Below are 26,376 nucleotides of genomic sequence, written 5' to 3' on the forward strand. Positions count from 1 at the left end.
TCCGGCCTCCGGTTATGCCGCCGATTCCCCGCCGCCGAAATCCACAAAGGTGCCGATGTTCTTTTTAAGGGCCTGATCCAGGATGAGACGGGCCGCAGCCAGGTCCTCGACGGCGATGCCGAGAGATTTGAACAGCGTGATGTCTCTGGGGGATTGTCTCCCGGGGATCCGTCCCGACAGCAACGCTCCGAGTTCACCGATGATATGGTTTGTGTCGATGACGCCCTCGTTTCTGGGAATGATGAATTCGCCGGCCTCCCGGAGAGCCGACTCGAGGCGGTCGACATAGAGCCGGGCGCCTGCCACGGCAGCCGTATCCAGTTCCCGTGTATGGGGTTGATAGGCGCCGACGGCATTGATATGGGCGCCTGGAGAAATCCAATCCCCCATGACGACAGGCGCGTGAGCGGCGGTGGTGGTACAGATGATGTCGGCGCCTTCAACGGCGGCCTTCGCCGTTTTTATCACCTCGACGGCTCGTCCGAATTTTTTTTCCGCCGTGGCGGCAAAGGCATCTGCTCTCGCTGTCGAGCGGCTGAAAATGCGAATCCGTCGGATCTCCCGGACCGTCAGCATGGCCTCCAGATGGGTTCCGGCCTGAGTGCCCGAGCCGATAATGGCGAGGTCGCTCGCATCGGGGCGGGCGAGATGACGGGTGGCCGCCCCACTGACGGCGGCCGTCCGGATCGCCGTGACGGCCGTTCCGTCCACGATGGCCTGGAGACGACCGTGTTCGGTGTCAAAGAGCAGCACGGCACCCTGATGGCTGTCGTATTCCGTGCCGTGATTTCCCGGAAAGATGGTGATCACCTTCACGCCTACCGATCCGATGCCGCCAAGGTGGGCGGGCATCAGTGCCAGGATGTTCTTGCTGTCGGGCAGGGCGAGCATCTGTCGCAACGGCATAACGGCGTCGCCTTGGTCGAGAAGCCTGAGGGCGTCTTCCATGCTATCGATACAGGCATCCATGGGCATCAGTCTGGTGGTCTCCTCCCGATTCGCTATCAACACCTTCATTCTCGATTCCTTTCCCGGCGTACGGCTTTTCGGTTTTTCTTTCTTCAAACGGTACGGCTTCATTTTCAAACCCGGGGACACTCGGCCCTTCAATGGCGCCCTTTCCATCTGTGTAAAGGAATGACGGCCGTCTGTCAATTTTTTAGCGTGACGCAATTCTACGGCTGGAAATAAATTTCCGATATTTTAAAAATAATCTTGATTTTTTCCTTGAATATGATAGTATAACGATCATTAGTAAGGGCCCGGTCGCGGTTGACGGGCCGGTTTCGTTCTAAAGGAAAGGTCCATTTGTCAAAGTGGTAGCCTGAAGTTTGGAACCCGGAAAAAAATTTTTTAACATGGAGGATTTACCACGATGGCTGATGGAATTGTAAAATGGTTTAACAGCAGCAAGGGTTATGGATTCATCGAACAGGAAAACGGACCGGATGTATTTGTTCACCATTCAGGGATCAATGCAAGCGGTTTCAAATCCCTTGATGAGGGCGACAGGGTCACCTTTGACATCGAGCAGGGCCAAAAAGGACCTGCCGCCGTGAACGTGACGGTCGTTTAACGCTCCGGCCGCATACATAGTTTAAAAAAGGGACATCCGCTTCAGCGGATGTCCCTTTTTAATGATCTGCCAGGCTTAACGGTATGCGGTTCGAGCCGCATTACGATTTGACCCTGGACATGAACTTTCCGGTTTCGGTGTTAACCCGAATCATCTCTCCTGGGGTGAGGTATTCGGGAACGAGAACCGTCATCCCGTTTGAAAGGGTCGCGGGCTTGTTGCGGTTGGTGGCTGAAGCGCCTTTGAGGGCCGGAGCGGTATCGACGATCTCAAGGTCGATGGATGCCGGCAGTTCGACGGCCATGACGCGACCGTTCAACAACAGGGCCGTGATCTCCTCCAGGCCTTCCACGAGCCATTCCGTCTTTCCCTCCAGGCTCGCTTCCCCCAGCGTGTACTGTTCGAAATTCTCGCTGTCCATGAAGGTATACATGTCCTGATTTCGAAAAATGAAGCTGACGGGACGGCGCTCCATCTCCAGTTCTTCCAGGGTGTCGTTACCTTTGAAGGTCTGATCCAGCTTCTGTCCGGTGACCACATTGGTGAACCGGACCTTGTAGAGCGTGTTGCTGCCCCGGGCCGAGGGGGTTTGGACTTCCATATCCTTGACCTGATGGGGCTGGCCGCCGATATCCACGATATTTCCCTTCTTCAGGGTGTTCGCCTTGATCATTGAGTCGTCTCCTGGGTTTCATCTTATGGCTTCGGTTTTGCCGACCGGCGCTTTCCGGCGGCGATTCAAGGGAGATGCCGTTTCAGTGCCTTCCTTCGGTGAAACGGGTCGACCGACCGACGCTTCCCGTCGGCTGATCGCGAATTTATAGCCCATTTTGACGAGGCTTCGCAAGGGTTCTCTTCTCGCAGATCGGGAACGAGGCGTTCGGAATGCCGGCGGGATGACAATTTCAGCGGGCGTCGAAGTGGAATTGCATGAAACTTCCGGAACTGCTATAGGGTACCTCCAGTCAGTCTCCAAATCATGACGATCAAGAGGTGTTGTTTTGCGAAAAAGACAATGGCGTTTCGGTTACATCTTCTTTTATGTGCTCTTCCTGCCGGACACCTGGCAGATTATCACAGGTCTCATCGCCGCATGGGTTGTGGTTCCCCGGATTCGGCCTCAGGACCTGGGGGCGGCCGGCGGAGTGGTGCTGTTTTTCATGATCGCCGTCATCGGGTATGTCGCCGCAGCGCCGTTGGGCCGCTGGATTACCCGGGCCCTGAAAAAATGGATTCTGGGGGACAGACGCCCCTGAACCATTCGATGCTTGAACCAGCAGGTCGCTCCGGAGGAGATTCCGAGATTAAGGAACCGCTTGTTTCCGGAGGGGGGACAGGGAATCGGCAAGCCTTTTCAGCCCTTCCGCTATGGAAATTTCCGGCCGGTACCCCAAATCTCTTTTCGCAGCGGTGATGTCGAACCAATGGGCAGTGGCCAATTCTTCGGCGACAAACTGCGTCATGGGGGGTTCGCCGGGGAGGCGGAAGGCACGGTACAGCCATTCCATAAGATGTCCGGCAAAAGCGGCCTGCCGTTTGGAGATGGTCCGTCGCACCGGCGGCTTCCCGGCGGCGGCGAGAATCGCGTTGATCATGTCCCACAGGGGGATCGGATCGTCCTGACTGACGAAATAGATGCGGCCGGAGATCTCGGGACGATCTCGAAGGGCCTGAGCCGCGAGCAGGTGGGCCTTTGCCGCGTTGTCGATGTAAATAGTGTCGACCCGGTTCCGGCCGTTTCCGACAATTCTGAGACGGGCGGCCCTTTTCAGGATCCGGGGTGTCAAGTGGGGATCGCCCGGCCCCCAGATCAGGTGCGGACGGATAACGACGGCCGGAAGTCCTTCCGCTGCGGCGGCGACCACTGCCTGCTCGGCCAGGGCCTTGGTCCGGGGATAGTGGGCGGTGTAATATGTCGGGTAGGGTGCGGTTTCATCGATGCCTTCCATATCGGTGCCGTCGAAGATGACGCTGGGAGAGCTGGTATGGATCAGCCGGGCGACCCCGGTTTTCCGGCACGCTCGAAGGATGTTCCCGGTACCCGTCACATTGGCGCTGTAATAGACCTTTCCATCCCCCCAGACGCCGGGTTTGGCCGCTGTGTGGAAGACGACCTCGACGCCGCGGCAGGCGCGTTCCACCGCCTCGGGATCGGTCAGGTCTCCGCGGATCTGGCGAACGCCGAGATCATCGAGGCCGGTATAGTGTCCCCGGGAGAAGGTCCGAACGGTTTCGCCCTGCTGAACCAGTTCCCGAACGATGGCGCCGCCCAGAAATCCGCCCCCGCCGGTAACGAGGATGTCGCCGTCGGCTATTTTGTTGCCCATGCCGCAAGCTGTTCTCTGTAGATCTTGGCGTTGTGACGAATGTCCACCGGAAAACCGTCATGGAACAGGATGGTTTTAATCTCCTGGGTCATGGGGTGTTTGGCCGCCAGATTGAGCAGCTCGTGCTTCAGGGCATCCTTGTTGACATTCTTGTCATTCTTGTTCAACTCGATGCAAATCACGGGCTTTTGGTGCGGCGCCCTGCCCACGCCGACCAGAGCGCTCCTGAAGACGGCGGGATGCTGATTGAAGATGGCTTCGCAGGGAATGGTGAACAGCGGCCCGTTTTCCGTGACGACGCGATGGGTTTTCCGACCACAGAACCAGACCCGATCCTTGTTGTCCTGCCAACCGACATCGCCCATACGATGCCAGAACGCGTCGCCGTCGGGTATCTTCGCCGCCGTCTCCTCCTGGGGCCTTTCGAAATAGCGGCGGGTGACCACATCCCCTTTGACGACGATTTCGCCGATCTCGCCCTTTTCCACAAGAAGGTCATCGGACCACTGTTCGATGGGATTGTCGGTAATGCGGATGATGCCGACGGTGATGTCGCCTACGGGACGGCCGACGCAGATGCCGTATCCCTGTTCGCTGAATTTGCGGGTAGCGCTCAGAATTTCCTTGGCGCCCAGACATAGGACCGGCATGGCTTCCGTGGCCCCGTAGGGCGTATAGATCTCCGCGTCCTCGGGCAGCATTCCGGAAAATTTTTCGATTATGGCGGGCATTACCGGAGCACCGGCGGAGATAACCCGCCTCAGAGAAGGCAGCGTGATTCCGGCGCTGCGACCGTGCTCTCCTACATGGTTCAACAGGGCCGGCGATCCGAACATATTGGTGATCCCCTGATCCTCGATAATATCGACGATCTTTTCGGGATCGGCCTCTGCCGGTCGGGTGGGATCCATGTCCGGGATGACGGCGGTCATGCCGAGAGCCGGGTCGAACAAGGAGAATAGGGGAAAAGTGGGCAGATCGATCTCGTCGGGTCCGATGCCGAAGTAGCTCTGGATATGGCGGACCTGTGCATCGAAGTTGCCGTGGGTGTAGATCACGCCCTTGGCGGGTCCGGTGGCTCCGGTGGTGAAAAGAATGGCCGCAATCTCGTCGGCATAGGTGACGGCGGGCTGGTAGGGCACCCAGGGACGCTGGTGGACCTGCTTGAGGTTGAAGGCGCCCGGAAACCACCGGCGCCCGACGCTCACCCAAGTGGTGACGGTGCGGAAGAATGCCGGATACCGCCATCGCAGGAGATGCGCTTTGGCAATCCCGATGAAGCCTTCGGGTTTGCTTTCCTGAATGCACTGGATCATCCGTTTGACCCCCATGCCCGGATCCACGACGACGGGGACGGCGCCGATCTTGAACAAGGCAAAGGTCAACGCAAAAAAATCGAGGCTGGGGGGGACCATCAAGAGCGTTCGGGTGCCCCGTCTGATACCGACCCGCTCAAGGCCGTGGGCCAGACAATCCGATTCTTTGTCAAGCTGGGTAAACGTCAAATGCGTATAGGCGACACGGTTGCTGTCGTCCCATCCTGCGGGATAGACGACAGCGCGTTTGTTCGGATACTTGACTGCCGACTCCTTCAAACGATAAGCGATATTGAGGGGCCGACGATCCGTATCCGCCTGAATTGGAGGTGCGTCGGGTTCCCTGTATCCTCTGTTGCCATTTACGTCTTCTTCCGGAAGTCCGTCGACCCGATCGATTGTATCCATTATTTACCTTTAGTTACCTTTTGGAGCCCACCTGTGATTGGGTTTGGAGGGAGACAAAATAAAAATAAGAGTAATTATTAACTCAATCAGAATGTTTTTTCAAGAAATCTTTGACGAGGGGGATGACGGCCGGGCTTTTATCCTCCAGGAGATAGTGGCCTCCGTCTGAAAATGCATGGACTTCTGCCCGGGGAAAGCGCCGGCGCCACTCATCCAGGTAATCAGTGTCGAAAACGAAATCGGCGAGGCCCCAAAGGATGAGCGTCGGAAGATGAGAGAGATCATGCAAATGATCCGCCACGCGGCGAACCATGGAATAGCTGGGGTCTTCGGGCGACAGGGGAATGTCCTGAACGAACTTGAGGGTGGCCATTCGACGTGCGGGTGAATGATAGGGCGCCGTGAGTCCGAGGCGAACGGCTCGGTCCAGCCGGCTTCCGGGGGCCATGAAAACGGCGGCCCGGGAAAAGATGTTGAGTCCCAGAACGGCGGGGACGGCCAACAGCGGCAGGTCTCTGATCAGTCGGAGTCTCAGGGGAAGGCGCTTTTTTCCGGGAGGGAAAAACCCGGCGGTATTGGTGATGATCAACTTCCCGATACGCTCCGGATGTCTGATGGCATAGCATAGTCCGATCATGCCGCCCCAGTCGTGTACCATCAGCGTCAGAGGGCTGTCGAGGCTCAAATGATCCAGAAGTCGTTCGAGGTCGTCGACCCGGTTCCTGAGACGGTAGTCGTATCGGCGAGGAGACGGGGCATCCGAGAGGCCGCATCCCATGTGATCCGGCACGATGACCCGGAAATCCGGCGACAGGGCTCGAACCATTTCTCGAAAATAAAATGACCAGGTCGGGTTGCCGTGGAGCATGACTACCGCGGATCCTTGGCCTTCATCGAGATAATGATAGCTCAGTCCGTCGATGTCGAGGAAATGAGATTGAAACGGGTAGAGGGTGCGAAACGCCGACATGTCGAATTTATTTGGGGGCATACGCGTCTTCCTTTCAGGATAAGCTTACCAGTCGATGCCGAGCATCATGCAGTTCAGGCCGCTCCCTATGCCGAAAAAACCGACTCTGTCGCCTTTTTGAAGAACCCCTCGTTCGGCGGCGATGGCGGCTGTGACGGGCAGAGAGACCGTTCCGATATTGCCCAGGAACGGAAACGTTACGAAATCCTTTTCCAGAGGGATGCCGATGGATTCGAGGATTGTTTTCTGGTGGGACGCCCCGACCTGGTGGCAGATGATCCGGTCCGGGGCATCCGCCGGCCATTTCATTTCCGCCGCAAATGCGTGGTAGGTTTCGATGCCCAGGTTGACGCCGTTTTTGAGAACGCCTATGGAATCGGTTTTCATGACGGGCGTGCCGTGGACGGCGCGTCCGGCATCGGGACCCCACAGGCAGAGCCGGTGAAAACGGGCGGCATGCCGGGCGACCCCTCCCACGAGGCGATGCCCCCTGCGGGAAAGGGATGAATGGGTCATGACCACTCCCACCGCCCCCGATCCGCCGGTCAAGGTGGCAATGGTCTCTTTGAACAGGGTCATGTCCTGAATCTCGAGGAGGCGGTTGATGGTGATGTCGACGATTTCCCGAGCCGTTTCGCAAGAGACGACAAGGCCTGCGCGGATATGTCCCAACTCGATGGCGTTGGCGATATGGATCATGCCGTTCAGGACCCCAAGGCATGCGTTGGACACATCGTAAACCTGGGCTTCGGATGGGATTTGCAGCGCATCGGCCACCGCGCAGGCCGTTGCCGGTTCGAGGTTGTCCCGACAGACGCCGGCAAAAATCAGCATGCCGATATCACCCGTTGAGATCGAGGCGGTGTCGAGAACTTTTCGACCTGCTGCTGCGGCGCCTTCGGAGACCTTGAACCCTGGATCCCAGAATCGACGCTCATAGATTCCGGTAATGGCCTCGAGTTGTCCGCTTTTGAGACGGAGGCGCCGGTAAAGGGGTGCAAGGCGTTCTTCGAGGTCCCGTGAAGCCACCACGTTCGGCGGCAGTTCGTACCCAAAGGCATCGATGTAAACATTGTTGAATTGCATAACCCTGCCGTTCTCCAGAATGAACTATTGACGATTCGGTCAACCGTCCGATATCTGAGTCAATCCTCATCCGTCGTTGCCGCAACCTGATGGTGGTTCGCCGCGGGTCTCGGAATTCGTAAGCCTTCTTGATCGAACGTGTTGCGGAACCGTATGAATTGATCGTTACGAATGTATCAGTCGATGGGCATCAGTTTCAGCCCGAAATTGTCCAGCCGATAGATAAACAAACCGTCAACCTTTATAAATCCGTTTGCCTGTATGGTCGGCGTATCCCCTTCCGTCACCTTGGTGATCACGGCGTCCACCTCGATTCTCTGGTGGGTCTGAAGAATCTGGCCGCGATAAATCCACTGATGGGTCTGACCCGTGAGCAGCTCGAAACGGTGAGTTCCCCGGAGGTTCGGCCAGCGCCGGATTGCTGCGAACTTAATCAGTTGTATGAAGGATTCGACGCCCAGGGATCCCGGGCATACCGGATCCTGGTAAAAATGGGCCTGGAAAAACCACTCGCCCGGATCGACGGTCTTCACGCCGCGAATGAACCCCAGACCAAAGGGCCCGCCGTCGGGAGCCCAGAGCTCGACGGCGTCGATCATACTGAGGGCCTTCGCGGGAAGGGCCGGCGACGGCGAGGGGTCGATGATCGTATCTTCCGGCGACAGCGGCCTTTCGACGCTGAAAGCATGGGATTCTCCGCAGCTGATCTCCTCCAGGGTGGGTTGATAAGCCGAGGCGGCGGCTCCCTGGATGCCGGCCTGCTCCGCCAGAGCGGCTTCCGTGAAAAAACCGAAATAGGTGGTTCCGGTGTAAACGGGTGCTTCGTCGCTCAATACCGCCAGGTCGAAATGCTCGATAATCATGCCCCCGGCCGTGGAAGACCGGGTCAACCGAGCCCGCATGGTCAAGAGACCGGCTCCTCTCGGGACATTCCGGTGTATGACGGCGGTACCGCCCAGGTTTCGAAATTTGAGGTCCTGATCGCTTTGGAGGGCGGAACCCATGTAGGCGGCGAGCCAGCCGCAGGGCTGGAGCGCGATCTCCAACAGGATGCAGAAGGGGAGAATACCGCTCCGATCCGCTTTGAAATACCAGTCTTCCGGGGAAAAACGGTATTCGGCTTCGATCCATCCATCCGGCTTGAGCACCCAGGGTTCAGGGTCGCATTTGACGACGCGATCCATAAACAGATATGGGGGTCGGGGGAGACGGGCGAGCTTTCTTTCCCGGTCAAAGATCCGGTAGGGTTCACCGAAAGCATCCGACGGCTTTCCCGTGCAAAAGGCCATGAGCTGCTCCCGGGTGAACACGACGGCCTGCACGGAATGGCCCGTGGAACGGTACTTCCAGAAAGACGTTAAGTTTTCGCGGGTTTCTCCCGACAATTTCATGGACATGTTCTCGAAACGGACGATGGGTCGGCCGTCGGCATACATCATGGCATCGGCCAATGCATAGGGCTCCGGATCGTAACCGAGCGCGGCGATTTCAACCTCGTAAAGCACCTTTCGTGTCGCGGGAGTAACGGGACCCCGGCACCTGAGAATACTTTCTTTGCCGGGGACCGGTTCATAACGGGCCTCGGGGTTTTCCGATATCCATCCCATTCGTTGGAGGAAGATTCTGAGGGTGTGCATGCAGCATTCGTACATCAGGGTCCCCGGCATGACCATATCATCGGTGAAATGGCAGGTAAGAAACCAGTCGTCGGGTCGGACGTCGGCCTCCGCCCGAATGATGCCCAGCCCATACCGACCGCCTCCGGGTTCCAGTCCGACGACACGATGGACGAGACGCATAAGTCCTCCGGGCAGCCGGACGCCGGCAGGCAGCGTCACGCCGTTGAAGGCTGTACCGAAGCAACGGGCCGGATCGCCCTGACGAAGGGCGTCCACCGCTGAATCGTCATATTGTTCGACCACCATGGGCACCAGTTCGGTGAAGTCTTTGCTGCCCGGTTGCGGGGCTGTTCCGGTCTCTTGTCGGATGATGCCGCCGGAATTGCGAACCTCGGCTTCGGTGAAGAATCCGGCACAGCCGTCCCGCATGGTGATAAGATGTTCGGCGCCGATGAACCCCTCGAAGCGGAAGAAGAACATATAGGTTTTGCCTTGCCGGACAAACTTGTCGATATGGATGTCATACCGGATGACCTCGCCCGGTCGGGGTAACCCCCGATGAAAGGTGGCCTTGGCGTCGAGCAGGCGGTAGGCGCGTTCTCCTTTCACCCGGAGGTCGATACCCAGGTAGGCTGACAGAAAAAGATCGGCCTGACCCGCTTCCACGGAAATACATGTAGGTGCCCGATCTCCGTCGAGATACCAGGCATCGGGGAGGACGTCGTGTTCGGTGACGATTCGCCCCGAGCCCAATCCGCCCTTCCGACCCTCGATCGAAAGGATCCGATCCACCAGCATGAGGGGGGTATCCGGAAGTCGAACCCGTACCGGATAGGTGTCCACTACGGCGAATTCGGGCCCCAACACGCGGGCTGCGGAGCCGACGGCGAATTCCATGCACATCTCCCGGGAATACGCCGGCTGCGGGTCGCCGACTTGCGCGGTGCCCCGGGCCTCCCTTGGTGTTTGAGCCCTCGAGGAAAGATCTCCTTCGACGGTTGTCATTTCCTCGAGAAGACGAACCTGGATAGCAAAGCTCTTGCCGTAATTTCGGGTCAGGGCGTCGGAAAAGTCGAGGAATGCCTTATGGGCTTCGGCCGTGGCGGCGATGTTGTCGGTCACTGCGGCGAGAAATCGGGAGAAGGGCGGGCGCTCGGCGCCGGCGAAACAGTGCGGCGCCGGCGGATGCTTTTCGACGGCTTGGATGGTCTTCGTGCCGACGTCGCCATGAGGTATCCTTTCCGGCACCGGCGGGTGGAGAGGGAGGCGTTGGGCTGCCGCCGAACCGGCAACACCGTCACCTCGGTGAGACGATTTTTCCGAGGGTGCTCCGGACGGCTCCGGAAGTGCGGAAGGGCGGATCGGAAGGGGATGGGCCGGTAACGATTTCGGAGTTCCTCCCCCGACGATTCTTTGGATGGTTCCGAGACCCCGATCTTGAGGGCTATGGATTTCTATCGGCGCTTCGGAAAAGGCCGCCTCGCCGTAAAGCGGTTCAAGATCCAGCGATACCCGCTCGGCGGCGAGCGTTCCCAGAAACTTGAGAACCGTAAGGGTGTCGTCTTCCCTGCGTTCGCAGATGGAAACGGCTGAATGGGGTTTCCCCTGAAGGATCTGGCCGATCATTCGCTTGCAGGAGGACTGGGGTCCCATTTCGATGAAAAGCCGTATACCGTCGGCATAGGCTTGTTCTATCGTCGCCGGGAAATCGAATCCTGCAACGGCCTGGGCGAGGATGTCTTCAGCCGCCGATGCTTCGGTCATCGCCTGGACCCGACCCAGAGCGCAACTGTAATACTGAATGTCGGGAGGGGGCGATGTGGGGAATCGGTGAAGCTCCCGGTATGCCTCCGCGACGGGAACAACGGCGTCGCAGTGAACGGTGACCACGCCTTCCAGGTATACAGCTTCGCAGTTGAGGGTCCGGATAATGCCGGCGACGTGATCGCCGTTGCCGCCGATGACGCATTCAGAAGGCGTGTTCACGATCAACAGCCGCGCCAAGGGCCAACGGGGAAGAGCGTCCCGGACTTCGGCCGCCCTCCGGTTTACGACGGCGACTCGCCAGTCCACCGCCTGATCTTCCGGAAGGTGCCAGGCGCTTCTGGCGGCATTGCAGGGGCCGGCCAGGTCGGTCTTGAAAAGGGAAGTCTCCTGCATTCGCCTCAGCATCTCGCCCCGTTCAGGCCATGCTCCCGTGGCGAACAGGCCGGCCGACTCTCCGAGGCTGTAGCCGATCACCGCATCGGGCCTGAGTCCGAAGCGACCCGCCAGACGAGTCATCATGCCGCCGTGCACCACCTGACCGAAAATCATGTGATGGGGGTCGGAGACAATCTTGCGGTGTGCCGCCGCTTCCCATCCATTCTCCCACGAGACACGAAACGGTATATAGCATCCGGGGAACATCTGGGTTTTGAGTGCCTGGGTCTCCCGGTCCATCTCCCTCAGGATTTCAGGCCACTGAACGCCGACGCCCCTGCCCATGCCAAGATAATGGTTCCCCGATCCGGGGTAGACATAGGCGATCCGGCCTTCCGGTCCCATCGGTTCGGGGAAAAAAGCCACACCGTTCGATCCGATGATCTTCCGGGGTGTTCGAGATCGGACGGCGCTTCGACATTCGTCGACCCAATGGCGGAGAGCATCGGGGGTGTGGGCGACGACGGCTGCGGCCATGGGCTGTCCCGGGGCAACGGGGCGGCGCTCACGGAACCATGCGGCCGCGGATGCCGCCATCGTCGCGGCGTCATTTCGGGAGTGGCGATCCAGACGGTCGAGTCCTTCAAGAAGGGTTTCAGGGTCTTGGCCTTCCACGACAAACAGCCCCGGGCCTTCAAGCCCCAGGGGGCGCTGTCGCTCCCGATCGTTCCGGACGGAAATTTTTTCGGGGAGAGACCCGTCAACGGCTTCCAGAACGGCGTGAACCGTGTTGCCGTCCGTCGTCATGGAAGAGACGGCGGCCCGACGAGGACCGTCCTTTCGGTCCCGGATCCAGAACTGGGGCTGGATGGGGATGTGAAATCTCTCTGACAGCCAGGCCTCGTGGGCGGGCGCCGTAAAACCGCTGAGCGGCGGTATGATGTCGTGGTAGAGGGACAGAGCGGTCTTGACCACAGATGCCAGGCCCGACACCGCGCCCGTATCGCCGACCAGAGATTTCAGGGATCCCACGGCGGGACGGTTCGTTTCATCATTGAATACCTCGTGGAGCGCTTCGGTTTCGATCCGATCCTCATCGGGGTTCCCGCTGCCGTGCGCTTCCACGTAACCGACCGAGCCCGCCGGAATGCCGGCGTCATTCAGCGCCCGCCTCAGGGAGCGGGCGTAAGCCGCCTTCATGGCCTTGGGATCTTCGCCGTCTGCCGAGGCGCCTCCGAGACCTTTGACGACGGCATAGATCCGATCGCCGTCGGCGACTGCCTGATCGCGCCGTTTGAGAACCAGCGCCACGGCGCCTTCTCCGGGGAGGGTCCCGTCGGCATCAATGTCGAAGGGCCGGACCGTATCGCCGGTACTGAAGGGGCGAATTTTCGAGGCGATCACCATGTTGCGGACGTCCCCGGTGAGTTCCACCGCCCCAGCCAGGAAGGTGTCTGTTTCCATCCGCTGAAGGGATCGGATCCCGATGTCGAGAGCGCGAAGACCCGATGCCGCTCCGCAGGAAACCACGTGGCTCGGACCACCGAACCGGAATTCCCGGGCCACACGGCTGGCGACGATGCCCCCCAGGGATCCCACCACCCTGGTGGCGGTGAGGGGGCGGGAGAGGGCGTCTTGAAGCGCTGTCAGCCACTGGGACGCCGATGCCTCGTCCAGATCCGGAAGGCTTTGACGAAGGGCGTCCCTGAGGGCCTCTTCCTGATGGATCATCTGCCATCGCGTGTGGAAGTCGGTGTCTTCCATGTCGAATTCCATGCCGATGGCGGCCCCTGCACGGGGATGTTCGCCACCGAGAGAGATTCGAGCATCTTCGAGGGCGTCCGACGCTGTTTTCAGCATCAGGAGTTGCTGCGTCAGGATGTCCGGGATCTCCTTGGGCGGAATGCGGAACGCGCCGACATTGACGGCAAAATTTTCGAGATAAGCCCCGTGGTCCCCTTGTCCCGCCAGGTGATCCGCGGCTACATCGTCCGCGCCTTTGAAACGCCCTGTCGGACGTTTCCGACAAGCGGGCTCGCCCCTGAAAACCGCTTCCTGAAAAGCTTTCAGGGTCTCGAGGGGGCCGATATGGACCGCCATTCCGACGATGGCGATCTCGGGCGGCGGTGTGTCCGCCACGGCGGAGGACCGGTTTGGTTTGGGTCGGGCGGTGGCAACGGGATGGTATTCCTCGAACAGAAGGTGTCCATTGATCCCGCCGAAGCCGAAGGCGCTGACGGCAGCACGGCGCGGTTGCCCATCTTCCCGGGGTTCCCATGGCTGGGCCTCGGTCTGCACCCGAAAGGGGCCGCCTTCAAGGGGGCTTCCGTCGGCCGCTCGGGTAAAATGAAGGGAAGGCGGCAGTGTCGCGTGCTTCATCGCCAGAAGGGTTTTGAGCATTCCCGCGGCTCCGGCTGCGGTAAGCAGGTGCCCGATCATCGATTTGATCGACCCGATGGCGCATATGCCTCGGGACCATCGGGTGCCTTTCCACAAAGCCCTCAGGCTGGTCAACTCGACGCGGTCCCCTAAAGGCGTTCCCGCACCGTGACACTCGATGTGATCCACCGCCGACGGCGACCACTCCGCTGCCGCATACGCTGCCTGCATGGCCCGCAACTGTCCTTCGGTGTCAGGTGCAAGCAGGTTGCCCCGCATGTCGTTGGAGAGCCCGATACCCCGGATAACGGCATAGATCCTGTCGCCCTGAGCCACGGCGTCGTCCAGCCGTTTCAGCATCAGCATGCCTGCCCCTTCCCCGACCACGAGACCGTCTGCGCCGGCATCGAAGGGGGCGCATCGACCCGAAGGTGAGAGGGCGCGCAGCTGGCTGAAACCGATTTGGGTGTAAAGATTGTCCGGCCGAGAGACGCCCCCCGTCAGTACGGCATCCATTCGTCGCGACTCGAGGGCGTCGCAGGCCAGTTTGACGGCATAGATGGACGATGCGCAGGCGGCATCGAGGGTGCAGCTGCCGCCGCCCAGTCCCAGTGAACGCGCCAGAAGGGCTCCCGGGAGGGACGTGACACGGGCGGCCAGGCATTGACGCCGGTTCAGTGTGCGGAACGGTGGAACAACGGCATTGCCGAAAGTTTCCTTCAGGCATCGTTCGGCCAGATCCCGGCCGAAAATTTCCTGAGCGATTCGGGAAGCAGCATCGGTGGGCAATGCAATGGCGGCGAGGATCACTCCTGTGCGGGCGGAATCCGAAGCCTTCCCTCCGCAGTCGGAATAGGCCGCATGGCCGGCCCTGAGGACCAGATGGTAGAGGGGATCGAGATCCGCCGCCAGCAGTGGATCGAGACCCCAGGCCTCGGCATCGGGCTCAAAGGCGTCTACGATGCCGGCCCGAATGGACAGCGCCATGTCCGGCGCCGGAATCGGGGCGACGACCTTGGCCGGCGCGACGGGCCAACGGTGTTCGGGAATCTTTCGAATCGATTCCAATCCGTTAGCGATGTTGTGCCAGAAAGCGTCCAGATCGACGGCACCGGGAAATACGCCGCCGATCCCAACTACGGCGATGGGAGTTCTTTCAGTCATAGGATGTCATGCTGTTCTTTGGGGTTGATGCGGCAATGCACGCGAAAAAACGGTGGACGAAACCAATCTCAGACGGCTTGACGGCCGAAAGGGGAACGGCATGCGGGCGTCAGCGGCATTTCCCTATAATTGAATAGGCCCATTCACAAATTCCTTTCAGGTGACGGTAATCCAAATCGGCACCTATAAACCATTCCCGGCTGTTTTCGTCAATATTTTTTATGGTTCCGGCGAAATCAGCCTTCTTCCCGTCAACATCGCGAACTGAGTCGAGTCGTTTATTGACACCGATACGGATGTCATATATAATTATAAGAATTTCATCCTTCGGAACCCGCTGCGGATGGTTTCAACCGACACCCTTTGCTTCAGACGTCCGGTTCCGATGCGGAGGCGGTTATGGCAGACAACGAAATTCTGGTTGTGGGCGGTGCGGGATATATCGGTTCCCACATGTGCAAATACCTCTGGCGGCGAGGATACAGGCCGATCGTTCTCGATAATCTGGTCTGCGGGCATCGGGCGGCGGTTCAGTGGGGGCCCTTTATTCAAGGCGACATTGGCGACCCCGAAACGCTGGATCGTGTTTTTTCCGAATACGACATCAAGGGGGTACTTCATTTCGCTGCATACACCTGCGTTCCTGAATCGGTGGATATCCCTCTGAAGTATTATGGAAACAACGTCGCCAATACCATCAATCTTCTCCAGGGCATGGTCCGCCATGGGGTGAATCGGTTGATTTTTTCCTCCTCCTGTGCGACCTACGGCGTTTCCGACGGAACGCCCATGTCGGAAGATCACGTTCAGCACCCCATCACCCCCTACGGCCGAACCAAATGGATGGTTGAACAGATCCTGGACGACGTCGAAGCAGCCTACGGGCTTCGCGCCGTCTGCCTTCGATATTTCAATGCCGCCGGTGCGGACCCCGACGGTCATCTGGGGGAGGATCATCGGCCGGAAACCCATCTGATTCCCATTATTATCAAAACCGCTTTGGGGCAACGGGATTTTTTAAGCGTGTACGGCGATGATTATCCGACCCGGGACGGCACATGCGTCCGGGACTACATTCATGTGGAGGATCTGGCTCAGGCCCATCTTCTGGCACTCGAAAGACTGTTGGCCGGCGGTCCCGGCGGAAAATACAACCTTGGAAACGGCGACGGCGCTACGGTTCGGGAGGTCATCGAACGAACCCGAGGGATTACGCAGGCGAGCATCCCCGTCCGGTTCGAGGAGCGTCGACCTGGAGACGTACCGGTACTGATCGGGTCTTCGGAAAAAGCGATACGAGAGTTGGGTTGGCGTCCGCAGTATTCCGATCTTGACGCCATCATCGAGACCGCCTGGAACTGGCACCGGCGCTATCCTGACGGATATCCCGAATAGCCTGCATGCCGGCTGTGGGAATCATCATAAATCGTCCCCTATGCTACGGGCCGGTATTGAAACGTTAACGTATAAACGGCTGAAAGCGCCTTGACCCGCGCGCTTGCAGTTTCATCCCCTGATAACGTCATAAATGATAAGGAAGGAAACAAGATGATGAACCATGGTGGATTCCGCAAAAATGCCTTGACCGGTGTGATGTTCCTGTTCCTGTTATGCGGGCTGGCCGGGTGTTCGAGTCTGAAGGGCAACGACGCTGCCGGCAGTCCGGCCGCGGCGGGTCCGGCGCCCCTTTACTATGACGGATTCAACGATATTCTGATTCCAGGGGAGCTCAAACCGGATCGGGACGCTTCCTCGACTTTTCAGTCCCGCGGATTTGCGGCAGGCATGATGGTTTTCAAAGGAAGGGTCGATCGGGGATCTCTGGTCGCTTTTTTCAAAGAGAATATGGCCAAAGACAATTGGAAACTGACCGGATCGGTATCTACCGCCAAGACGATTCTTCTCTTTCTGAAGGAGACCCGCTGGTGTGTCATCGCCATATCAGAGGGAGCCTGGCAGTCCAAGGCCGAGATCTCGGTGTTGCCGTCCGTTCTCAATATTCAAAACCCGTCCTCGGGCTTCGATACATCGCCGTTGCCGGAGGGGGCTTTCCCGACCAACTGAATTCGGAGGTATTTCAACGGGATGAAAACGTCCATCCACGGCGTACGCATCGTGCTTGGCGTCTCGGGCGGCATCGCGGCCTACAAGAGCGTGGAACTGCTTCGTCTGCTCACCAAAAGCGGCGCCGACGTGAGGGTGATGATGACTCGAAATGCGACCCGGTTTGTCGGGCCGATGACCTTCGAAGCCCTCTCCGGAAAGCGGGTTTGTACCGATCTTTTTGACAGAAGCGATCCCGACGCCTCCATTCGCCATATCGAATGGGCTCAGGACGCCCAGGGCGTCGTGATAGCGCCGGCGACCGCCAACATGGTTGCGAAATATGCGCATGGGTTCGCCGACGACGCCCTCAGCACTTTTCTTCTGGCAGTGACGTGCCCGATGGTGATTTGTCCGTCCATGAATTCGGACATGTATCTGAATCCGTCGGTGCAGCGGAATCTCGAGTGTCTGAAATCAGACGGTCATCTGGTTCTGGAACCGGGGGCCGGTGAGCTGGCCTGCAGGACCGTAGGTCCGGGACGTTTACCTGAACCGGCGCAGATATTGGACCGACTGACGGCCCTTCTGACCCGAAAGGATCTGGCGGGAAAGACGGTTCTGGTGACGGCCGGGCCGACCCGTGAGCCCATCGATCCGGTTCGCTTCATCAGCAATCCATCCTCTGGAAAGATGGGGTATGCTCTGGCTCGTGCCGCCGAATATCGGGGGGCCGATGTCGTGCTGGTCAGCGGTCCCACGGCGCTGCCCGACCCTGCCAACGTCAAGACCGTCAGGGTCCGGACGGCCGGAGAGATGGCCCTTGCCGTTTTCGACCACATGAAGGACGCGGATATCATCATCAAGAGCGCCGCCGTCGGGGATTATCGCGCCGTTGAGACCGCGGCGCACAAGATCAAGAAAACAGCGGACCAGCTGGTGCTCACCCTGACCAGAAACGAGGATATTCTCAAGTCGTTGGGGGAGCGGAAAACCCATCAGATTCTTGTCGGATTCGCCGCGGAAACACGTGATCTGAAAGAAAATGCCCGGGAGAAGCTCGTTCGGAAGAATCTGGACATGATCGTCGGCAATCTGGTGGGCCATCCCGCATCGGGGTTTGGAAGCGACACCAACCGGGTGACGCTTTTTTATCGAGACGGAAGCTGCGAGCCCCTGGCGGAGATGGACAAGGACGCCGTGGCGCACATCATTCTCGATCGGGTGCGCGAACGATGCCTTTAGACGGTCCACAGGTCGCGCCGGGAGAGGAATTCTCACGCCTCATCGCCAATTTTCGCAACACGTTGCGGTTTATGGCTGCATGCGGTTGCAACGGATTCGATACCGCCATCGACAAGAGGCGACTCGATCAATTGGGCAAATTGGGCTCAGATCCGATTTTGCCGGGGGAAACCCTGGAAGAGATCCGGACCGACCTGGGCGACTGTCGGCGCTGCGGACTTTGTCGATATCGAACCAACATCGTCTTCGGGGCGGGCGATCCCCGAGCCCGCCTGGTGTTCGTGGGGGAAGGACCCGGCGAGGATGAAGATTTGTCCGGTGAACCTTTCGTAGGGCGGGCCGGCCGGCTCCTTGACCGGATTATCGATGCCATGAAGCTCGTCCGGGAATCGGTTTACATCTGTAATATCGTCAAGTGCCGTCCGCCGGCCAACAGGACACCTCTTCCCGAAGAGATTGAATGCTGCGTGCCTTTTCTGGAACGCCAGATCGCGGCCGTCTCTCCCGATGTCATCTGCACTCTCGGCGCTACGGCCACCCGCTCTCTTCTGAAAATAGACGCCCCCATCTCCCGGTTGAGAGGGCGGTTTCACGATTATCGGGGAATACGGGTGATGCCGACGTACCATCCCGCCTATCTTTTGCGTTATCCCGAGAGGAAACGAGAAACCTGGGAGGACATAAAGATGATCCTGAAGGTGATGGCGCTGATTTAGTCCTTGACATGACTTGAAAAAATGGTTTAAAAATCTCACTTTTGGAATGAAACAATGGGCGGGGGGCGACCTCCGCTTGTGCTTTTTTGCACCGAGTCCTCAAAACGACCACTTGAAAGGAGTTTTATTGTATGGGCAACAAAAAAAAAGAAACCAAGGAAAAACCCCTGGAGAAAATGACATCCAAGGAACTTCGTGAACTGGCCATGAACACTGACGGCGTAACAGGTGCCCACGGCATGAACAAGGAGGAACTCATCTCCGAGATTCGCAAGGCCCGGGGCATTGAGGAGCCGACCCGGAAGAAAACGGACACCGGGGTCCGGGAACTGAAAAAGAAGATCCGGGAGTTGAAGGCCAAGCGCGAATCGGCCCAGGCGTCCCAGGATGAACGGATGGCCGGAATCTATCGCAAACGGATGATCCGGCTCAAGAAGAAAACCCGCAGGGTGGCGTAACGAATGTATGGAACCGGATTTGAGGCGCGGGTGATCGATCCCGCATCCCTGGCCTTCGATATCGACGGCGTGGTGGCCGATACCATGCGGCTGTTTATCGACATCGCGCGAGAAGATTATGCCATCACCCACATTGCCTATAACGATATCACCCATTACATGCTCGAGGATTGTCTGGATATATCGACGGCGGTTATCGGAGAGATCATCGAAAAGCTGCTGGACGGCAGCCGGGATGAGGGCTTGAGGCCGCTTCGGGGCGCTCCCGAGGTTTTGACAAGGTTGGAGAGCACCTTCGGCCCCCTTTGCTTCGTAACGGCCCGGCCGACGCCCGAGCCCATCCACCAGTGGATGCTCAAGACCCTGTCCGTATCGGCCTCCGGTGTGGACATCACCGCCACCGGATCCTTTGAGGCCAAGGCCGATGTGCTGCGGGAACGCGGCAGGCGCTATTTTGTCGAGGATCGCCTCGAAACCTGTTTCGATTTGGAACGGGCGGGAATAACACCCATTCTCTTCAGGCAGCCCTGGAATCGGAAGGCCCACCCCTTTATCGAGGTGGACAGCTGGCAGGCGCTGGAAGATCTGATCGCGTTCTGATGCCTGCCGACCTGCCGACGATGCCGATCGAAGCCTTCATCCGCTTTCTCGGCGTGGAAAAAGGGTACTCCGAACATACGTGCCGGGCCTACCGTCACGATGTGGAAGCGTTTTGCACCTATCTGGCGGAAAACGGGATGATCGGAGAGGACGCCGGCGTCGATCCGACGGCGGTCACCCCCCAGGTGGTCAGAGGGTATCTCGGAGCGCTCCACGGGAAGAACACGAAAAAAACCATCGCCCGAAAGTTGTCGGCGGTGCGCTCTTTTTTCGGATTTCTTGTGGGGCGGGGGGTGGTGGAGCGCAATCCTGCGGAGCAGGTCCGGACACCCAAGCAGGAAAAGCCCATTCCCGCATGCCTCTCCGTGGATGACGTCTTTCGGCTTCTCGACACCATCGGCACCGGCGATCTTTCGGGCAAGCGGGATCGTGCCATGTTTGAAACACTCTATTCCTGCGGTATTCGTGTTTCAGAGCTGGTGGGCATGAACTGGTTCGACATCGATGTCGACCAAAAACTCGTCAGGGTTTCAGGCAAAGGTGAAAAAGATCGGGTGGTTCCCATCGGCCGCAAGGCACTGACGGCTGTCCGAGCTTATCGGGAGGCGCTTTGGCGAGAAAGAAGGATAGATCCGAACCAGGACGGTCCCATGTTCCTGAATTGCTCCGGCGGAAGGCTTACAGCCCGTTCAGTGGGGCGGATCCTCGAACGACGTCTGTGCGAATGCGGACTGGCCGGATCGGTATCCCCCCATGGACTGCGGCATTCATTCGCCAGCCACCTGCTGGATGCCGGCGCCGATCTGAGGGCCCTTCAGGAGATGTTGGGACATCGGAAACTGTCCACTACCCAACGGTATACCCACATCAGCATCGATACCCTGACGGCGGCCTATGACAAGGCCCACCCAAGAAAGTGAGGCCGGTTCCGAAAATGAGACGGCAAATCCGACGAAACCGAATTGATCGGAAGGAGGGGCAATGACCGAAACGTTCCACGGAACGACGATTCTGGCGGTACGTCGAAAAGGGCGGCTGGCCGTCGCGGGCGACGGACAGGTGACCCTGGGCAATACCGTCGTCAAGCATCAGGCCAGAAAGGTCCGGCGCGTCTATAACGACAAGATCATCGTCGGTTTTGCCGGCGCCACCGCAGACGCCCTCAATCTTTCCGAAAGCCTCGAAAAGAAGCTGGAACGGTACAACGGCAACCTCACCCGCAGCGCTGTCGAACTGGCCCGGGACTGGCGAACCGACAAATACCTGAGACGACTCGAAGCCCTCATGATTGCTGCGGACGATGCCCGAACCTTTTTGATTTCCGGCAGCGGCGACGTCATCGAGCCCGATGAGGGCGTCGTGGCTATCGGGTCCGGCGGGGTGGCCGCCCAGGCGGCGGCCGGGGCGTTGATGTCCCACACCGATATGGAGGCGCGGGAGATCGTCGAGGTCGCCATGAAGATCGCCGCTTCGATTTGTGTTTATACCAACACGGTCATCACCGTGGAAGAGATATAACCGCCGTTTCTGGTGGAGCGCTCCGCGTAAATAGCGGCGCCCCGGGCCGAACGAGCGGGAACGGATGGATATGAGCGATTTAAAACCGTCTGAAATTGTAAAAGAGCTTGACAAATACATTATCGGGCAGGGTAAAGCCAAAAGATCAGTGGCCATCGCCCTCAGAAATCGATGGCGGCGGCAGCGCCTCTCTCCCGATCTCGCTGAAGAGATCGCACCCAAGAACATTATCCTGATCGGTCCTACAGGCGTGGGGAAAACCGAAATTTCCAGGCGGCTTTCCAAGCTGACGGACAGTCCGTTTCACAAGGTCGAGGCGTCCAAGTTCACGGAGGTGGGTTATGTCGGCCGTGATGTGGAGTCCATGATCCGGGACCTGGTTGAACTGACGGTGGGGGATCTCAGATCCCGGGAACAGGAGGCGGTCAGGGACAAGGCCATGGCCGTGGCCGAGGAGCGGATTCTCGATCTTCTGCTGCCGAAATCCGGTGAACGTACCTTCCGGGGCGGGGACGACGTCGAGGGCGGCACCGTCGAGGTGGTCGGCACGGAACGGATACAGGCATCCTCCACTCGGGAGAAACTCCGGAAAATGCTGCGGCAGGGCAAACTCGACGAACGCTTCGTGGATCTTGACGTCACCGAGCGGACGATTCCCATGGTCGAGGTCTTTTCCAGCATGGGAATGGAAGAGATGGGTATCAATTTCAAGGACATGTTCAACAACATCCTGCCCCGGAACACCAAGCGGCGGAAGGTCAAGGTGCCCGAGGCCATGGAGATGATCGCACAGGAGGAAGCCCGGAACCTGGTCGACATGGACAAGGTCACCCGGACGGCCGTGGAAAAAGTCGAGCAGTCGGGGATCATCTTTCTGGACGAGATCGACAAGATTGTGGGGAAAGAGGGCGGCCACGGGCCGGATGTGTCCAGGGAAGGCGTTCAACGGGATTTGCTTCCGCTGGTGGAAGGCTCCACCGTCATGACCAAATACGGTCCGGTCAAAACCGACCACGTCCTGTTTATCGCGGCCGGGGCCTTTCATACCATCAAACCGTCGGACCTGATCCCTGAAATGCAGGGCCGGTTCCCCATCCGCGTCGAACTGGATTCCCTCGGGAGGGCCGAGTTCGTCAGAATTCTGACCGAGCCCCGGAACGCGCTTCTTCTTCAGTATATGGCCCTTCTCAGGACCGAGAATGTGGACGTGGTGTTCGAGGATGACGCCGTGTCCGAAATCGCGGCCTATGCGGAGGAAGTCAACGCGGCTACTGAAAATATCGGCGCCCGAAGACTCCATACGTTGATGGAGTGTCTCCTGGAGGACATCCTGTTCGACGCGCCGGACACGGCAGAGAAAAAGATCGTCATCGATCGGGCCTATGTTGCGAAAAAACTGGGACCCATCAAGGGTGACGAGGATTTGAGCCGATTCATTCTATAGGATGCGCATGAATACGAACGTCGCGGACATACTTGTCGAGGCACTGCCTTACATACGCCGGTTCAGCGGCATGACCATCGTCATCAAGTACGGGGGGCATGCCATGGTGGATGAACAGCTGAAAACGGATTTTGCCAGGGATGTCACCCTGCTCAAGTTTATCGGGCTCAACCCGGTGGTGGTTCACGGCGGCGGCCCTCAAATCAATCGCGTTCTGGAGAAGATGGGCATCACCTCCACCTTCGTCCGCGGCATGCGCCTGACCGACGCGCCCACCATGGACGTGGTCGAGATGGTCCTGGGCGGAAAGGTCAATAAAAGCATCGTCTCCCAGATCAATCAACAGGGCGGCAAGGCCGTCGGGCTCACCGGAAAGGACGGACGATTGATCCGGGCGAAGAAGCTCCACATCGTTTTTCAGGAGGACGAGACCAAACCTCCCGAGATCATTGACCCCGGATTGGTGGGAGAGGTGGTGGAGGTGAATGCGGAGATCATCCATACCCTTTCCCGACAGGGCTTCATTCCGATTATCGCGCCGGTGGGCGCCGGAGACGGGGGGGAAAGCTACAATATCAACGCCGACCTGGTGGCGGGAAGGATCGCCCAGGCCCTGGGCGCCGGACGATTCATTCTTCTGACGGACGTCGACGGGGTTTTGGACGCGACGGGCGCCCTTATCTCCTCCATCGACGCGCCGACCATCGAAAGCATGATCCACGACGGGAGCATTTCAGGCGGCATGATTCCCAAGATCGAGTGCGCCCTGGACGCGCTCAGGAACGGGGTGGGGAAGACCCACATCATCAACGGCAGGAAGCGGCACGCCATCCTGCTGGAACTCTTTACCGACAGCGGTATTGGAACGCAGGTGACTATATGATGCAGGACATCATGAAGCAGGCGGACAAGGTGCTGGCCAAAACCTACCTCCGGCAGCCCATCGTCATCACACGGGGCGAGGGGGCGACGGTTTGGGATGCCGATGGAAAAGCCTATACCGATTTCGTGGCGGGAATCGCCGTGTGCAATCTGGGCCATGCCCACCCCCGGATCGCAAAGGCCTTGTGCGACCAGGCGGGACGGCTTTTTCACGTCTCCAACCTCTATTACACCCAACCTCAAACCGAGCTGGCGACCTGGCTCGTCGACCACAGCTTTGCCGATCGGGTCTTTTTCTGCAACAGCGGCGCCGAGGCGAACGAAGCCGCCATCAAGCTCTCCCGGCGCTATTTTCACGAGAAGGGGGAGGCGCGCCATCGCATCGTGAGCGCCGAGAAATCCTTTCACGGGCGTACCATGGCGACCCTGTCGGCCACGGGTCAGGACAAGATCAAGAAGGGGTTTCATCCGGTTCTGGGCGGCTTTGATTTCGTGCCGTTCAATGACATCGACGCCATGGAAAAGGCGGTCGATCATGAAACCTGCGCCGTTATCCTGGAGCCGATCCAGGGGGAGGGCGGCATCCGTATACCGGATTCCGGATACCTGGCCGCGGTCCGCCGGTTGTGCGATGATGCGGGGGCGCTTCTTATTTTCGACGAGATCCAGACCGGGATCGGCCGGACCGGGAAGCTGTTCGCCCACGAGCATTTCAACGTCGTGCCGGACATCATGAGCCTGGCCAAGGCCCTCGCCAACGGTCTGCCCATCGGGGCCATGCTGGCCCGTGAAGATGTCGCCGAAGCCTTCGGGCCGGGGGCTCACGCCACCACCTTTGGGGGCACGCCGGTCATTACTGCGGCGGCGATCGAGACGTTGAGGATTCTGACCGAGGAGGGGATCATCGAAAAGGCGGTTGAAACCGGCGGTCACTTTCTTTCGCGGTTGAGGGATCTCAGGGATCGCCACCCCGTCATCGTCGACGTCAGGGGCAAAGGCCTTATGATCGGGATGGAACTCAGCGTTCCCGGAGCCCCGCTGGTGACCGCCTGTCTGAAACGGGGATTCCTCGTCAATTGTATCCAGGAGAACATCCTCCGGTTTGCACCGCCCCTGATCATCGAAAAAGCGGCTGTGGATGCCCTTGTCGACTGTCTGGACGAACTGCTGAGCCGGGAATAGCTGCTCAACGCAATTTTCGGTTTTCGTGACGGCAGCCGAAAAGCGATATCAAGGACTATGGGGGTTATGAAGAAAAGGAATTCAGAAAGATGACGGAGCAAGTGAAAAAAGTCGTACTGGCGTATTCGGGCGGACTGGACACGTCGGTGATTTTACGTTGGCTGATCGAAACCTATGATTGTGAGGTCATTGCTTTTTCAGCCGATATCGGTCAGGAGGAGGAACTCGACACCATCGAGGAAAAAGCCCTCAAGACCGGCGCCTCAAAGGTCTATATCGACGATCTGAGGGAGCCCTTCATTCGGGACTACGTTTTTCCGGCCTTTCGCGCCAACGTAGTTTATGAAGGACAATATCTGCTGGGAACCTCTATTGCAAGACCCCTTATCGCCAGACGCCAGATCGAGATCGCCAATATCGAAGGGGCCGACGCGGTGAGTCACGGCGCTACCGGGAAGGGCAACGATCAGGTCCGCTTCGAGTTGGGTTACTATGCCCTGAAACCCGACATCAAAATCATCGCCCCCTGGCGAATCTGGGATTTGACATCCCGGACGGCCCTCATGGCGTTTGCTGAAAAGTTCGGCATCGAGGTCCTCTCAACTCGGAAAAAGCCTTACAGCACCGACCGGAACATGCTTCACATCAGCTACGAAGGCGGCATTCTCGAGGATCCCTGGCAGCCACCGCCTGAAGATATTTTCACCCTGACGGTGTCGCCCAAGGATGCGCCCGATACGGCCGAGGAGATCGAGATTACCTTTGATCAGGGCGATCCGACGGCCGTCAACGGCCGCGCCATGTCGCCGGCGACCCTGTTCAGGGAATTGAACCGCCTGGGCGGCAAGCACGGTATCGGGCGGGCGGATATCGTCGAAAACCGTTTCGTCGGGATGAAATCCCGGGGCGTCTATGAAACGCCCGGCGGCACGATTCTTCGGGCGGCCCACATGGCCATGGAATCCATCACCATGGACCGGGAGGTCATGCACCTGCGGGACGGCCTCATGCCCCGATACGCCGAGATGATCTACAACGGGTTCTGGTTTTCCCCGGAGCGGGAGTTGATGCAGAAGCTGATCGACGAGAGCCAGCGAAATGTGTCCGGTGTCGTTCGTCTGTCGCTTTACAAAGGAAACTGCACGGTGTTGGGTAGAAAATCGGATTATTCACTTTACAGCGAGGCCTTTGCCACCTTCGAGGATGACACGGTTTACCGGCAGGGGGACGCCGAGGGATTCATCAAGCTTAACGCCCTCAGGCTTCGCATCCGGGAAATGAATCGGAAACAGGCGTAAGGG

The 26,376-nt window shown here is 58.8% G+C and carries 21 protein-coding genes; 14 read left to right on the forward strand and 7 right to left on the reverse strand.

All coding sequences use genetic code 11. The features are described 5' to 3' along the window. Positions 1–12: 12 nt before the first annotated feature. Positions 13–1,017, reverse strand: a complete 1,005-nt coding sequence (locus AB7S84_RS00500; protein WP_020875147.1) for an ornithine cyclodeaminase family protein — start codon at positions 1,015–1,017, stop codon at positions 13–15. A gap of 358 nt (positions 1,018–1,375) precedes the next feature. Between AB7S84_RS00500 and AB7S84_RS00505 the strand changes: the two genes are divergently transcribed. Continuing rightward, positions 1,376–1,576: a cold-shock protein gene (locus AB7S84_RS00505; RefSeq protein WP_020875146.1), complete on the forward strand. Its 201-nt coding sequence runs from the start codon at positions 1,376–1,378 to the stop codon at positions 1,574–1,576. Between the two features lie 100 nt (positions 1,577–1,676). Here the strand turns inward: AB7S84_RS00505 and efpL are convergent, their stop codons facing one another. Beyond that, complete coding sequence (gene efpL / locus AB7S84_RS00510; RefSeq protein WP_020875145.1) at positions 1,677–2,249, reverse strand: elongation factor P-like protein EfpL; 573 nt, start codon at positions 2,247–2,249, stop codon at positions 1,677–1,679. A 328-nt stretch (positions 2,250–2,577) separates the two neighbouring features. Between efpL and AB7S84_RS00515 the strand changes: the two genes are divergently transcribed. Beyond that, a complete protein-coding gene (locus AB7S84_RS00515) occupies positions 2,578–2,832 on the forward strand; it encodes a hypothetical protein (RefSeq protein WP_020875144.1) in 255 nt (84 codons plus the stop codon). Between the two features lie 48 nt (positions 2,833–2,880). Here AB7S84_RS00515 and AB7S84_RS00520 read toward each other — a convergent pair whose 3' ends face one another. The 5 genes from AB7S84_RS00520 to AB7S84_RS00540 form a co-directional block, all read right to left on the reverse strand. After that, positions 2,881–3,903: an NAD-dependent epimerase/dehydratase family protein gene (locus tag AB7S84_RS00520; protein WP_020875143.1), complete on the reverse strand. Its 1,023-nt coding sequence runs from the start codon at positions 3,901–3,903 to the stop codon at positions 2,881–2,883. Next, positions 3,888–5,627 carry a fatty acid CoA ligase family protein gene (locus AB7S84_RS00525; protein ID WP_020875142.1) on the reverse strand — a complete coding sequence of 580 codons (1,740 nt, stop codon included), beginning with the start codon at positions 5,625–5,627 and terminating at the stop codon, positions 3,888–3,890. The genes AB7S84_RS00520 and AB7S84_RS00525 overlap by 16 nt, the downstream gene beginning before the upstream one ends. 82 nt (positions 5,628–5,709) lie before the next feature. After that, a complete protein-coding gene (locus AB7S84_RS00530) occupies positions 5,710–6,618 on the reverse strand; it encodes an alpha/beta fold hydrolase (protein ID WP_020875141.1) in 909 nt (302 codons plus the stop codon). 24 nt (positions 6,619–6,642) lie between these two features. Continuing rightward, positions 6,643–7,683, reverse strand: a complete 1,041-nt coding sequence (locus AB7S84_RS00535; RefSeq protein ID WP_428152702.1) for a 3-oxoacyl-ACP synthase III — start codon at positions 7,681–7,683, stop codon at positions 6,643–6,645. A gap of 176 nt (positions 7,684–7,859) precedes the next feature. Next, positions 7,860–14,987: a beta-ketoacyl synthase N-terminal-like domain-containing protein gene (locus tag AB7S84_RS00540; RefSeq protein ID WP_428152704.1), complete on the reverse strand. Its 7,128-nt coding sequence runs from the start codon at positions 14,985–14,987 to the stop codon at positions 7,860–7,862. 399 nt (positions 14,988–15,386) lie between these two features. Here AB7S84_RS00540 and galE point away from each other — a divergent pair, with 399 nt between their 5' ends. From galE to AB7S84_RS00600, 12 genes are all read left to right on the forward strand, one after another. Continuing rightward, positions 15,387–16,382 carry a UDP-glucose 4-epimerase GalE gene (gene galE / locus AB7S84_RS00545; protein WP_428152706.1) on the forward strand — a complete coding sequence of 332 codons (996 nt, stop codon included), beginning with the start codon at positions 15,387–15,389 and terminating at the stop codon, positions 16,380–16,382. A gap of 153 nt (positions 16,383–16,535) precedes the next feature. Next, entirely contained in the window at positions 16,536–17,051 is a 516-nt protein-coding gene (locus AB7S84_RS00550; RefSeq protein ID WP_428152708.1) for a hypothetical protein, read from the forward strand. A 21-nt stretch (positions 17,052–17,072) separates the two neighbouring features. Further along, the gene (gene coaBC / locus AB7S84_RS00555; protein WP_428152710.1) at positions 17,073–18,275 is read left to right on the forward strand and encodes a bifunctional phosphopantothenoylcysteine decarboxylase/phosphopantothenate--cysteine ligase CoaBC; all 1,203 of its coding nucleotides are present in this window, start codon (positions 17,073–17,075) and stop codon (positions 18,273–18,275) included. Next, positions 18,266–18,991, forward strand: a complete 726-nt coding sequence (locus AB7S84_RS00560; RefSeq protein ID WP_428152712.1) for a uracil-DNA glycosylase — start codon at positions 18,266–18,268, stop codon at positions 18,989–18,991. The genes coaBC and AB7S84_RS00560 overlap by 10 nt, the downstream gene beginning before the upstream one ends. A gap of 131 nt (positions 18,992–19,122) precedes the next feature. Then, entirely contained in the window at positions 19,123–19,449 is a 327-nt protein-coding gene (locus tag AB7S84_RS00565; RefSeq protein ID WP_428152714.1) for a Rho termination factor N-terminal domain-containing protein, read from the forward strand. Positions 19,450–19,452: 3 nt separating this feature from the next. After that, the gene (locus tag AB7S84_RS00570; protein WP_428152716.1) at positions 19,453–20,049 is read left to right on the forward strand and encodes a 5' nucleotidase, NT5C type; all 597 of its coding nucleotides are present in this window, start codon (positions 19,453–19,455) and stop codon (positions 20,047–20,049) included. Further along, positions 20,049–20,969: a tyrosine recombinase XerC gene (locus AB7S84_RS00575; protein ID WP_428152718.1), complete on the forward strand. Its 921-nt coding sequence runs from the start codon at positions 20,049–20,051 to the stop codon at positions 20,967–20,969. The genes AB7S84_RS00570 and AB7S84_RS00575 overlap by 1 nt, the downstream gene beginning before the upstream one ends. Before the next feature lie 61 nt (positions 20,970–21,030). After that, on the forward strand, positions 21,031–21,567 hold the full coding sequence (hslV, locus tag AB7S84_RS00580) for an ATP-dependent protease subunit HslV (RefSeq protein WP_020875131.1): 537 nt from the start codon (positions 21,031–21,033) through the stop codon (positions 21,565–21,567). 70 nt (positions 21,568–21,637) lie between these two features. Continuing rightward, positions 21,638–23,011 carry an ATP-dependent protease ATPase subunit HslU gene (gene hslU / locus AB7S84_RS00585; protein ID WP_428152721.1) on the forward strand — a complete coding sequence of 458 codons (1,374 nt, stop codon included), beginning with the start codon at positions 21,638–21,640 and terminating at the stop codon, positions 23,009–23,011. Positions 23,012–23,018: 7 nt separating this feature from the next. Beyond that, positions 23,019–23,894: an acetylglutamate kinase gene (gene argB / locus AB7S84_RS00590; RefSeq protein ID WP_428152723.1), complete on the forward strand. Its 876-nt coding sequence runs from the start codon at positions 23,019–23,021 to the stop codon at positions 23,892–23,894. Further along, positions 23,891–25,075, forward strand: coding sequence for an acetylornithine transaminase (locus tag AB7S84_RS00595; RefSeq protein WP_428152724.1), 1,185 nt, complete (start codon positions 23,891–23,893; stop codon positions 25,073–25,075). Before argB ends, AB7S84_RS00595 begins: the two co-directional genes overlap by 4 nt. Positions 25,076–25,164: 89 nt before the next feature. After that, on the forward strand, positions 25,165–26,373 hold the full coding sequence (locus tag AB7S84_RS00600; RefSeq protein ID WP_020875127.1) for an argininosuccinate synthase: 1,209 nt from the start codon (positions 25,165–25,167) through the stop codon (positions 26,371–26,373). Positions 26,374–26,376 lie beyond the last annotated feature (3 nt).

Origin of the sequence: Desulfococcus sp., from assembly GCF_050178255.1 — a bacterium.
Classification (GTDB): Bacteria; Desulfobacterota; Desulfobacteria; order Desulfobacterales; family Desulfococcaceae; genus Desulfococcus; species Desulfococcus multivorans.